Below are 13,551 nucleotides of genomic sequence, written 5' to 3' on the forward strand. Positions count from 1 at the left end.
ATTAGTAAGACTTATGCATTCGCATAAGCGAATGTATTCCTTTATATAAAAGCAAATCAAAACAGGCGATGTCACTTAATAATGACATCGCCTTTCCTTGTTTAACATTAGCTTTTATCTAATGCATTAAGCCCCTTAATTCAGAAACTGAATTGATTTGGTTTACATTAGCTAGCAGCTAATGCACTAAGAACCCCTAATTCACATAGTGAATAGGGGTTCTATGAAAAAAGAGACTCCCTAAAGAGTCTCTTAAAAATCTATCATAGATAGAAATTTATATTATTCGTTGATTACTGTAACAACGCCTGATCCAACAGTACGTCCACCTTCACGGATAGAGAAACGAGTACCGTCTTCAATAGCGATTGGAGAAATTAATTCAACATCCATTTCAACGTTATCGCCAGGCATAACCATTTCAGTACCTTCTGGTAAGTTAACAACACCAGTTACGTCAGTAGTACGGAAATAGAATTGTGGGCGGTAGTTAGTGAAGAATGGCGTATGACGACCACCTTCATCTTTAGATAAAACGTAAACATCCGCTTTGAATTTTGTATGTGGTGTGATAGTACCAGGAGCAGCTAAAACTTGACCACGTTGTACATCATCACGTGAAACACCACGTAATAATGCACCAATGTTGTCACCAGCTTCAGCGTAGTCTAATAATTTACGGAACATTTCTACACCAGTAACAGTTGTTTTGCTTGATTCTTCTTGCATACCGATGATTTCGATTTCTTCACCGACTTTGATTTGACCACGTTCAACACGGCCTGTAGCAACAGTACCACGACCAGTGATTGAGAATACGTCCTCAACTGGCATCATGAATGGTTTATCAGAATCACGTTCTGGTGTTGGAATGAAGTCATCAACAGCTTGCATTAAGTCTAAGATTTTTTGCTCATAGTCAGCGTCGCCTTCTAAAGCTTTTAATGCAGAACCAGAGATTACAGGTACATCGTCACCTGGGAAGTCATATTCGCTTAATAAGTCACGAACTTCCATTTCTACTAATTCTAATAATTCTTCATCGTCAACCATGTCAACTTTGTTTAAGAATACAACTAATGCTGGAACACCAACGTTACGTGATAAAAGAATGTGTTCACGAGTTTGTGGCATTGGGCCATCAGCAGCAGATACTACTAAGATAGCTCCGTCCATTTGTGCAGCACCAGTGATCATGTTTTTAACATAGTCAGCGTGACCTGGGCAGTCAACGTGAGCATAGTGACGTTTGTCAGTAGTATACTCGATGTGTGAAGTATTGATTGTAATACCACGTTCTTTTTCTTCTGGAGCGTTGTCAATCATGTCATATGATTGTGCTACAGAGTCACCATTTTTTGCTAATACAGTTGCGATAGCAGCTGTTAAAGTAGTTTTACCATGGTCAACGTGACCAATAGTCCCAATATTGGCATGTTCTTTTGAGCGGTCAAATTTTTCTTTAGCCATTATAAAATCTCTCCTATTCGTTAGAAAATAAATTTTTAAAATTATCTCTCATGACAGTTTCTCACCATCATGAGAAGATTGTTTTATTTTTTGGTATAAAGGACCATACAGTACCTTTATAATGCATTTTTCCCAAAAAATCAATTAATAAAACTACAAGCCACATAATTAAGCTTTACATGTATTGTACAGACAGTTGTCTCACAAAACAAGTTTAATTATTCAGCTTTATTACCACTGTTTTTCTTGATAATGTCTTCAGCAATTGATTTTGGAACTTCAGCATAGTGATCAAAGTACATAGTGTAAGTACCACGACCTTGAGTGTTTGAACGTAATGATGTTGCATAACCGAACATTTCTGAAAGTGGTACATAAGCATTTACAACTTGTGCATTACCACGAGGTTCCATACCATCAACACGTCCACGACGAGATGTTACGTCACCCATGATGTCACCCATGTACTCTTCAGGCATTTCGATTGTTACTTTCATCATTGGTTCTAAGATAACTGGATCACATTTTTTAGCAGCTTCTTTAAGTGCTAATGATGCAGCGACTTTGAAGGCCATTTCTGATGAATCGACATCATGGTATGAACCATCAAATAATCTAGCTTTAACATCAATTAAAGGATATCCAGCTAATACACCGTTTTCCATTGAATCTTTAAGACCTGCTTCAACTGATGGAATGTATTCACGTGGAACTACACCACCAACGATAGCGTTTTCGAATTCGAAACCGCCACCTGTTTCATTAGGTGAGAATTCAATTTTAACGTCACCATATTGACCACGACCACCTGATTGACGAGCGAATTTACCTTGAACTTCAGCTGATGATTTAAATGTTTCACGGTATGAAACCATTGGCGCACCAACGTTACATTCAACGTTAAATTCTTTCTTCATACGGTCTACTAAGATATCTAAGTGAAGCTCACCCATACCACCAATAATAACTTGTCCAGTTTCATCGTCTGTGTGTGCATGGAATGTAGGATCTTCTTCTTGTAACTTAACTAAAGCAGTAGTCATTTTGTCTTGGTCCGCTTTAGATTTTGGTTCAACTGATAAGTGAATAACAGGCTCTGGGAAATCCATAGATTCCAAGATGATGTCATTTTTCTCACCACATAAAGTATCACCAGTACCAGTATCTTTAAGACCTACCGCAGCAGCGATATCTCCTGAATATACTGTGTTTAACTCTTGACGAGAGTTAGCGTGCATTTGTAGTAAACGACCTACACGTTCACGTTTGTTCTTCGTAGAGTTTTTAACATATGAACCTGATGATAATGTACCTGAATAAACACGGAAGAATGTTAATTTACCAACATAAGGGTCAGTCATTACTTTGAACGCTAAAGCAGCGAACTCAGCATTGTCATCAGCTTTTGCGATAACTTCTTCATCTGGATTATCAGCACGGTGACCAATAATTGGTTTAACATCTAATGGTGAAGGTAAATAATCAATTACTGCATTAAGCATCAATTGAACACCCTTGTTTTTGAATGCTGTACCAACAAGAACTGGGTAGAATTCTACATCAGTAGTTGCTTTACGGATAGCAGCTTTCAATTCAGGGATTGAAATTTCTTCATCACCAAGATATTTTTCCATTAATTCGTCGTCAGTTTCAGCAACTGCTTCAACTAATGCCGCACGAGCTTCTTCAGCTCTTTCTTTATGATCTTCAGGAATTTCAATTTCTTCAATTTCAGTTCCTAAGTCATTTGTGTATTTGAAACATGTCATTTCAACTAAGTCGATGATTGCTTCAAATTCATCTTCAGCACCGATAGGTAACTGAATTGGTTGCGCATTAGCTTGTAAACGGTCATGAATTGTGCTTACTGAGTATTCAAAGTTAGCACCTAATTTGTCCATTTTGTTAACGAAAACAATACGAGGTACACCATAAGTTGTTGCCTGACGCCAAACTGTTTCAGTTTGAGGTTCAACACCAGATTGTGCATCTAATACTGTTACTGCGCCATCAAGTACACGTAATGAACGTTCAACTTCAACAGTGAAGTCTACGTGTCCAGGTGTATCGATGATGTTTACACGGTGGTTATCCCATTCTGCTGTCGTTGCAGCTGATGTGATAGTGATACCGCGGTCTTGCTCCTGTTCCATCCAGTCCATTTGTGAAGCACCTTCGTGTGTTTCACCAATTTTATGGATACGTCCAGTATAGTAAAGAATACGTTCAGTCGTAGTTGTTTTACCAGCATCGATGTGAGCCATGATACCGATATTACGAGTTCTATCTAAACTAAAATCTCTAGCCATGTATTTTTCTCCTTCCAGTATAACTGCGAATAAATACTTTAAATATGGCGATGCCCTAAACACGCACCGGTGATAGTAAACTATCTTTGTGGAACATGCTCAGGGAAAAAGCTACTATCCTACCAACGATAGTGAGCGAATGCTTTGTTAGCTTCAGCCATTTTATGTGTGTCTTCACGTTTCTTAACTGCTCCACCAGTGTTGTTAGCAGCATCTAAGATTTCGTTAGCTAAACGTTCTTCCATAGTTTTTTCACCACGAAGACGCGAATAGTTAACTAACCAACGAAGACCTAATGTAGTACGACGCTCTGGACGAACTTCTACTGGTACTTGATAGTTAGAACCACCTACACGGCGAGCTTTTACTTCTAATACTGGCATGATGTTATCGATAGCTTCTTCGAAAACTTCAACTGCTTCACGACCACTACGTTCTTTAACTAAGTCGAATGCAGAATAAAGAATTCTTTGTGCTGTTCCACGTTTACCATCTAACATAATTTTGTTGATCAATTTTGTAACTAATTTAGAGTTGTGAATTGGATCTGGTAATACGTCTCTTTTTGGTACTGATCCTTTACGAGGCATAATGTAAATCCTCCCTTCCTACTATAGTATAATTTTAAATTTTATAGCGAAAATTTACGCAATCTTAAACTTATTTTTTAGGTTTTTTAGTTCCGTATAATGAACGGCCTTGTCTACGTCCATCAACACCTGAAGTATCAAGCGCACCACGTACGATATGGTAACGTACACCAGGTAAGTCTTTTACACGTCCACCACGTACAAGCACAACACTGTGTTCTTGTAAGTTATGTCCGATACCAGGGATATACGCATTGATTTCAATGTTGTTAGACAAACGAACACGCGCATATTTACGTAACGCTGAGTTAGGTTTTTTAGGTGTCATAGTACCGACACGAGTACAAACCCCACGTTTTTGTGGTGAATTTAAATCAGTAAATTTTTTCTTTTTACTGTTAAAATTTCTGTTTAATGCTGGTGAATCAGATTTTTTTGATTTACTTTGTCTTGGTTTGCGTACCAATTGATTAATAGTTGGCATGATTAGTTCCTCCTTTCCTCATTTATAATCCCACACATCCAGGTGGTTCATTTTAAGGGTAAATAAAATTTAGTAAGAATCATTCTTACTAATCTCATTTTAATAATGCAACAATAGCTGCATTAACGTTTATACCTAGATATTTCCCTAAAGCTTGTTTGCTTTCGAAAAATGAAACAGGTATGTGTTTGTGATTGATTTGGCTCAACACGCGAGTCATAAGATGAACTTCTACGTCTTCAGCGATAATCAATGATGTAACTTGATCTTTATTCAAAGCTTTGAGCGTTTGTTTAAGACCAATAACAAAATGTTGTTTGTTAAAGCGTGCAACTTTTTCATTAGACATATAAATATCCTCCAAAGTTCTGCTTGCATCAACCTTAATAATAATAACATTTTCATTACTGCTGAGTCAACTTTAAATCCAATAATTTTGCAAAAATAATTAAAAAACAAAGTGATCGAAAATCGCATTCCGACCACCTTGTTCATTTAACTCAAAATTATATTTCAGTAGTTTGTACTTCTTCTACAATTTCAGTTTCAGGTGCAGCTTTATCGTATTCAACATCTCTATAACGTCTCATACCTGTACCAGCTGGAATTAATTTACCGATAATAACATTCTCTTTAAGACCGAGTAAGTTATCACGTTTACCTTTAATTGCAGCATCAGTAAGTACACGTGTTGTTTCTTGGAATGAAGCCGCTGATAAGAAGCTTTCAGTTTCAAGAGACGCTTTCGTAATACCTAGTAATACTGGTTTAGCTGTTGCAGGACGTTTACGTTCTTTAAATGCTTCACGGTTGGCATCAGTAAAGTTATGAATATCTACTAATGAACCTGGAAGTAACTTAGTATCTCCAGCTTCAATGATACGTACTTTACGTAACATTTGTCTTACCATAACCTCAACGTGTTTATCATCGATTTCAACACCTTGCATACGGTAAACTTTTTGAACTTCTTTTAGTAAATAACTTTCTGTTGCATTTAAACCTGATACAGATAAATAGTTCTTAGGCTCAATTGAACCTTCTGTTAGAACTTCACCACGTTCAACACTTTGTCCAACTTCTACTTTCAATCTTGAAGTACCAGAAGCTAGATAAGATTTCGTTTCATTAGCGCCTTTAATTACAATTTCTTGTTGGCGATCTTTCGCTAATTTGATGTCATCAACAACACCTTCGATTTCAGTAATCACGGCTTGACCTTTAGGATTACGTGCTTCGAAGATCTCTTGGATACGAGGAAGACCTTGTGTGATATCGCTACCTGCTACACCACCTGTATGGAATGTACGCATTGTAAGCTGTGTACCTGGTTCACCAATTGATTGGGCAGCAATTGTACCAACTGCTTCACCAACTTCAACTTTTTCACCAGTTGCAAGGTTTTTACCGTAACATTTTTCACATACACCATGACGTGTGTTACATGTAAATGCTGAACGGATATACATTTCCTCAATACCAGCATCAGTAATTTTCTTAGCGATTTCTGCAGTTACTAATTCGTCAGGATTAACAATTACTTCATTTGTTTCTGGATGACGAATTGTTTCTTTAGAATAACGACCTTCAATACGTTCGATGAATGGTTCAATCATTTCAGTACCTTCTTTGATATCTGAAACAAGTAAACCACGGTCAGTACCACAATCTTCCTCACGTACAATAACATCTTGAGCAACGTCAACAAGTCGACGAGTAAGATAACCAGAATCGGCTGTTTTAAGTGCTGTATCGGCAAGACCTTTACGCGCACCGTGAGTAGAGATGAAGTATTCTAACACTGTTAAACCTTCACGGAATGAAGACGTGATTGGTAATTCGATAATTTCACCAGAAGGCGCAGCCATAAGTCCACGCATACCTGCTAACTGTGTAAAGTTAGACGCGTTACCACGGGCACCAGAGTCACTCATCATAAAGATAGGATTTGTTTTTTCTAGTGAGCCCATCAATTCGTTTTGAATTTGATCTTTGGCATCTGTCCAAATTTCGATTACTGCGTTGTAACGTTCAAAATCAGTGATTAAACCACGATTAAATTGTTTCGTTACTTTTTCAACGAGTTTTTCATGTTCATCTAAGATATCTTGTTTGTCTGGTAGTACCACAATATCAGATACACCAACAGTGATACCTGCTTTAGATGAGAACTTGAATCCTAAGTCTTTCATTCTATCTAACATCATGGACGTATCAGTGATGCTGAAACGGTTGAACACTTCTGCAATAACATTTCCTAGGAAATTCTTATTGAAAGGTTTGATTAACGGTTGTTCATCAAAGTAAGCTTTCAAGCCTTCTTCACCAATTTCAGTTGGTGCAATGAAATATTTCTCAGGTGTTTTATTTTCCAAGTTCGTTTGTGTTGGTTCATTGATATATGCAAATGAATCAGGAATGATTTCATTAAATATTACTTTACCAACAGACGTTAGTAAGATTTTTTTGTTTTGTTCTTCAGTGAAAGTAGGATTATTGAATGATGCTGCGTGTACACCAATTCTTGTATGCAAGTGAACGTAGCCATTTGCATAAGCTTTTAGTACTTCGTTCGTATCATTATAAATCGTACCTGTATTCACTGCTTCTTTACGCTCTAATGTAAGGTAATAGTTACCTAATACCATATCTTGTGATGGTGTAACAACTGGTTTACCATCTTTAGGGTTCAAGATGTTTTGCGCTGCTAACATTAACATACGCGCTTCAGCTTGAGCTTCTTTAGATAATGGTACGTGAACAGCCATTTGGTCACCATCAAAGTCGGCATTATAAGCTGTTGTAGCAAGTGGATGTAGACGGATCGCACGACCTTCAACAAGTGTAGGTTCAAATGCTTGGATACCTAATCTGTGAAGTGTAGGTGCACGGTTTAAAAGAACTGGGTGTTCTTTAATAACATCTTCTAATACATCCCATACTTCATCATCCATGCGCTCAATTTTACTTTTCGCGTTTTTGATGTTTGTCGCAATTTCACGTTGAACTAATTCTTTCATAATGAAAGGTTTGAACAATTCAAGTGCCATTTCTTTAGGTAGTCCACATTGATACATTTTCAAGCTAGGTCCAACTGCAATAACTGAACGACCTGAATAGTCAACACGTTTACCTAATAAGTTTTGACGGAAACGACCTTGTTTACCTTTTAACATGTGTGAAAGTGATTTTAATGGACGGTTACCTGGACCAGTTACTGGACGGCCACGACGACCATTATCAATAAGTGCGTCAACAGCCTCTTGTAACATACGTTTTTCATTTTGTACGATGATGCCAGGAGCACCTAAGTCTAATAAACGTTTCAAACGGTTGTTACGGTTGATAACACGGCGGTATAAATCATTTAAATCACTTGTCGCAAAACGTCCACCATCTAATTGAACCATTGGTCTGATTTCTGGTGGGATAATTGGAAGTACGTCTAAGACCATCCATGCTGGGTTGTTACCAGAATGTCTGAATGATTCAACAACTTCTAAACGTTTAATTGCACGAGTAAGTCTTTGACCAGTAGCTGATTCTAACTCATCACGTAAGTGCTTGAGTTCAGCATCTAAATCAATTTCTTCAAGTAATTCTTTGATACCTTCAGCACCCATTTTAGCTGTGAATTTACCAGGGAATTTATCATAGTATTCTCTGAATTCAGCTTCAGATAATAATGTCTTTTTCTCTAATCCAGTTGGTCCTGGATTAACAACAACGTATGAAGCAAAGTAAATAACTTCTTCTAACGCTCTTGGTGACATGTCTAATAATAGACCCATACGGCTTGGAATACCTTTGAAATACCAAATGTGTGATACAGGTGCAGCTAATTCAATGTGCCCCATTCTTTCACGGCGCACTTTAGATTTAGTTACTTCTACGCCACATCTATCACAAACCATACCTTTGTAACGTACGCGTTTGTATTTACCACAACTACATTCCCAGTCTTTTGTAGGTCCAAATATTCTTTCACAGAATAGACCATCTTTTTCTGGTTTTAAAGTACGATAGTTTATTGTTTCTGGCTTTTTAACCTCACCAAAAGACCATGAACGGATTTTTTCAGGTGAAGCAAGTCCTATTTTCATATAATGGAAATTATTTACATCAATCAAGGAGCCTACCTCCTTCAATTTAGATTAGCTGTGCAAATTGATTGATTGCTCTATATCAATAATGAAATGCCCGCTTAGAGTGTGCACTAATTAAGCACACAGCTCTTCACGGCATATTCATTTATAAACTTAAATGCAATTAGTCTGTAACTTCTTTTTGTGATTGTGGAGCATCTTTTTGTTGAAGATCCACTTTACGTTCAACGACATCTTCTTCTTCATTATCTTGCATGTCAATTTCATTGTCATGCTCGTCCATGATTTTAACATCTAGTCCTAAACTTTGTAATTCTTTCATCAATACTCGGAATGATTCAGGAACACCTGGTTTAGTAATATTTTCACCTTTAACAATAGATTCATATGTTTTCACACGACCTACTGTATCATCGGATTTGTAAGTTAAAATTTCTTGAAGTGTATATGCAGCACCGTAAGCTTCAAGTGCCCATACCTCCATTTCACCGAAACGTTGCCCACCAAATTGTGCTTTACCACCAAGTGGTTGTTGCGTTACAAGTGAATATGGTCCAGTTGAACGTGCGTGTAGTTTGTCATCAACCATGTGTGCAAGTTTCAGCATGTACATAACGCCGACTGAAATTCTGTTATCGAATGGTTCACCCGTACGTCCATCGTATAATACTGTCTTACCATCACGAGCCATACCAGCTTCTTCAATTGTTGACCAAACGTCTTCATCACTTGCACCATCAAATACTGGTGATGCAACGTGAATACCTAAGTTTTTAGCAGCCATACCTAAGTGTAGCTCTAATACTTGTCCGATATTCATACGTGAAGGAACACCAAGTGGGTTCAACATGATATCGATTGGTGTGCCGTCTGGAAGATATGGCATATCTTCTTCAGGAACAAGTTTAGAAATAACACCTTTGTTACCATGACGACCACACATTTTATCTCCTACGTGAATTTTACGTTTTTGAACGATATAAACACGCACTAATTGGTTAACACCTGGAGATAATGTATCGTCTCCTTCTTCACGGTTAAAGACTTTAACATCTAGAACAATACCACCTGCACCATGAGGTACGCGTAATGATGTATCGCGAACTTCACGTGCTTTTTCACCAAAGATAGCGTGTAGTAAACGTTCTTCTGCAGTTAATTCTGTTACACCTTTAGGCGTTACTTTACCTACTAAAATGTCACCATCATTAACTTCAGCGCCGACGTATACAATACCACGGTCATCTAAGTTTTTAAGTGCACTGTCAGAAACGTTAGGAATATCGCGAGTGATTTCTTCAGGTCCTAGTTTCGTATCACGCGCTTCTGATTCATACTCTTCAATATGAATAGACGTATATACGTCATCTTTAACTAGGCGTTCACTCATAATAACAGCATCCTCATAGTTGTAACCGTCCCAAGTCATGAAACCAACAACTACGTTTCTACCTAATGCCATTTCACCAAGTTCCATTGAAGGACCATCGGCTAAAATTTCACCTTTAGTTACTACGTCACCAGAAGCAACGATAGGTCTTTGGTTATAACAAGTACCCGTATTTGAACGTTTGAATTTAGCTAATGGATAGCGATCTAATTCGCCTTCGTATTCTTGACCGTCTTCTTCGATAAGTTGACGAACAAGAATTTCATTAGATTCAACGTGCTCAACGCGACCTTTACGTTTTGCAACAATTGCTGCACCAGAGTCACGTGCTGCCACGTGCTCCATACCTGTACCTACAAATGGTGATTCTGGATTCATCAATGGCACTGCTTGACGTTGCATGTTCGCACCCATCAATGCACGGTTAGAGTCATCGTTTTCTAAGAAAGGAATACATGCTGTCGCTGCAGAAACAACTTGTTTAGGTGAGACATCCATATAATCCATTTTTTCTTTGGCCATAACTGTATTATTACCACGGAAACGACAAACAACTTCGTCTGCTGTGAAACGGCCATTCTCGTCTAATGTTGAGTTTGCTTGTGCTACAACATAGCTATCTTCTTCATCAGCTGTTAAATAGTCAATTTGATCCGTGATTGAATTCGTTTCAAGATCCACTTTACGGTAAGGTGTTTCAATAAAGCCGAATTCATTTACACGCGCATAACTAGATAACGAGTTAATAAGTCCGATGTTTGGACCCTCTGGCGTTTCAATTGGACACATACGGCCATAGTGAGAATAGTGAACGTCACGTACTTCCATTTGAGCACGTTCACGCGTTAAACCACCAGGTCCTAGAGCTGATAAACGACGTTTATGCGTTAACTCAGCTAACGGATTCGCTTGGTCCATGAATTGTGATAATTGTGAACTACCAAAGAATTCTTTGATAGATGCAATCACTGGACGAATATTGATTAATTGTTGTGGCGTTACAGAATCAGTGTCTTGGATAGACATTCTTTCACGTACAACACGTTCCATTCTTGATAAACCAATACGGAATTGGTTTTGTAACAATTCACCTACTGAACGTAGACGACGGTTACCAAGGTGGTCAATATCATCTGTGAAGCCAATACCACTTAATAAGTTAAAGAAGTAAGACATTGATGCAATAATATCTGCTGGTGTAATACATTTCACTTCTGAATCAGGGAATGCATTACCAATCACTGTCGTTGTACGTCCTTCTTCATCGTTAGGAACATAAACTTTAATAGATTGAATTTCAACAGGTTCATCAATCACTGTACCTTCTAACTCAAAGACTTCACTGTTAGCATTTGCTTCCAGTACATCCATGATTTCATCGAGATTACGACGATCAAGCACAGTACCTTCTTCAGCAACAATTTCACCTGTTTCAGTATTAACAATAGGTTCTGCTAATTTTTGATTAAACAAGCGGTGTTTTAAATGAAGTTTTTTGTTTGCTTTGTAACGACCTACGCTTGCTAAGTCATAACGTTTCGGATCGAAGAAACGAGAATATAAAAGACTCTTAGCATTTTCTACTGTAGGTGGTTCACCAGGGCGTAAACGCTCATAGATTTCTAATAGCGCTTGATCTGTTGTTTCTGTACCATCTTTTTCTAAAGTATTACGTAAATACTCATTGTCACCTAAAAGATCAACGATTTCTTGATCTGTAGAGAAACCTAAAGCACGTAATAATACTGTTAATGGTAATTTTCTAGTTCTATCAATACGTACGTAAACAACATCTTTTGCATCTGTTTCATATTCTAACCAAGCACCACGGTTTGGAATAATTGTAGCATCGAAGTTGGTACGACCATTTTTATCTAGTTTTTCATTGAAGTATACGGATGGTGAACGAACTAATTGTGAAACGATAACACGTTCAGCACCGTTAATTACGAATGTACCTGTATCTGTCATTAATGGGAAATCACCCATAAACACTTCTTGTTCTTTTACTTCGCCAGTTTCCTTGATAATCAAACGCACTTTAACACGTAGAGGTGCAGAATACGTTGTATCACGGTTTTTAGATTCTTCTAAATCATATTTCGGTTCTCCAAGTCTGTAATCTACAAACTCTAAAGATAGATTGCCTGTGAAATCTTCAATCGGAGAAATGTCTCTAAACATTTCTAATAAACCTTCTTCTAAGAACCAATCGTAAGACTTAGTTTGAATCTCAATTAAATTCGGTAATTCTAATACCTCTGAAATTCTCGCATAGTTTCTACGTTTACGATGTCTTCCATATTGGACAAATTGACCTGCCAAACAGATTCACCCCTCAAAAATTGCGTGTTTACTTTTACTAAATCACCCAATATAATTAGACAAAAAGAAAACGGTAGCATACTCATGACACCATTTTCTATTTCACCTTATATACATTGTTAATTTATACGTAAAAGTACACACTTATTGAACATAATTTTTTACATTCTATTACTATATCAGAATACAACTATTTAATCAACCTTTTACACTTCTTAAAATGTAGTAGCCTTTGCTCTTTTCTAATACTTCCACGTTATCGAATGTTTCTTGCATTTTTTTCTTTGCTGACGGCATACCTTGTTTTTTCTGAATTACTACATACAAGGCGCCACCTTGTTTCAATTTATTAAAAGCATCTTCTAAAATACTGTGAACGACTTGCTTTCCTGCTCTAATCGGCGGATTAGTCAGTACAAAATCATAAGTGTTATCTTCTACTTGTGATAAACCATTACTTTCAATAATCTCAGCATTGTCTATACGGTTTCTTTTTTTATTTTTTCTTGATAATGATAGTGCTCTTTGGTTAATATCAACCATTGTCACTTCGTGATGTGGGGAAACTTTTGCAATCATTAAACCGATAGGGCCATAGCCACAACCAACGTCTATAATTTTCTTCGTGGGACCAGGAGGATATGCTTTCAAAAATGTTGTCACTAATAAATCAGAGCCGAAGTCTATTTTCCCTTTAGAAAATACACCTGAATCTGTTATTAGTTCTAAATCATGGTTATCGTAGGAGTACGTAAAAAGCAACTCATCACTTTCTACTTCAGGATTTTCATCATAGTAATGATTCATGACTACACCTCTTTAATCTAATTCTTCTTAGATTAATACTATACCCGTTTGATTGGATATTGATCAAATA

The 13,551-nt window shown here is 37.3% G+C and carries 8 protein-coding genes; all 8 read right to left on the reverse strand.

The window, feature by feature from the left end; all coding sequences use genetic code 11:
* Positions 1 to 282: 282 nt before the first annotated feature.
* The 8 genes from tuf to L987_RS00510 all read right to left on the reverse strand — a co-directional run bounded on the left by tuf (position 283) and on the right by L987_RS00510 (position 13,481).
* Positions 283 to 1,470: an elongation factor Tu gene (tuf, locus tag L987_RS00475; RefSeq protein ID WP_002484153.1), complete on the reverse strand. Its 1,188-nt coding sequence runs from the start codon at positions 1,468 to 1,470 to the stop codon at positions 283 to 285.
* A 218-nt stretch (positions 1,471 to 1,688) separates the two neighbouring features.
* Entirely contained in the window at positions 1,689 to 3,779 is a 2,091-nt protein-coding gene (gene fusA / locus L987_RS00480) for an elongation factor G (protein ID WP_011303836.1), read from the reverse strand.
* Between the two features lie 119 nt (positions 3,780 to 3,898).
* Positions 3,899 to 4,369, reverse strand: coding sequence for a 30S ribosomal protein S7 (gene rpsG, locus L987_RS00485; RefSeq protein WP_002484155.1), 471 nt, complete (start codon positions 4,367 to 4,369; stop codon positions 3,899 to 3,901).
* Positions 4,370 to 4,439: 70 nt separating this feature from the next.
* Positions 4,440 to 4,853: a 30S ribosomal protein S12 gene (gene rpsL / locus L987_RS00490; protein ID WP_002484156.1), complete on the reverse strand. Its 414-nt coding sequence runs from the start codon at positions 4,851 to 4,853 to the stop codon at positions 4,440 to 4,442.
* 94 nt (positions 4,854 to 4,947) lie between these two features.
* A complete protein-coding gene (locus L987_RS00495) occupies positions 4,948 to 5,202 on the reverse strand; it encodes a ribosomal L7Ae/L30e/S12e/Gadd45 family protein (protein WP_047502357.1) in 255 nt (84 codons plus the stop codon).
* Positions 5,203 to 5,359: 157 nt separating this feature from the next.
* Positions 5,360 to 8,956: a DNA-directed RNA polymerase subunit beta' gene (rpoC, locus tag L987_RS00500; protein WP_197050265.1), complete on the reverse strand. Its 3,597-nt coding sequence runs from the start codon at positions 8,954 to 8,956 to the stop codon at positions 5,360 to 5,362.
* A gap of 166 nt (positions 8,957 to 9,122) precedes the next feature.
* Positions 9,123 to 12,674 carry a DNA-directed RNA polymerase subunit beta gene (gene rpoB / locus L987_RS00505; protein WP_047502362.1) on the reverse strand — a complete coding sequence of 1,184 codons (3,552 nt, stop codon included), beginning with the start codon at positions 12,672 to 12,674 and terminating at the stop codon, positions 9,123 to 9,125.
* Between the two features lie 198 nt (positions 12,675 to 12,872).
* On the reverse strand, positions 12,873 to 13,481 hold the full coding sequence (locus tag L987_RS00510; RefSeq protein WP_011303840.1) for a class I SAM-dependent methyltransferase: 609 nt from the start codon (positions 13,479 to 13,481) through the stop codon (positions 12,873 to 12,875).
* Between the last annotated feature and the right edge of the window lie 70 nt (positions 13,482 to 13,551).

The sequence above is a fragment of the Staphylococcus sp. ZWU0021 genome (assembly GCF_000798895.1).
GTDB classification, from domain to species: Bacteria; Bacillota; Bacilli; order Staphylococcales; family Staphylococcaceae; genus Staphylococcus; species Staphylococcus saprophyticus.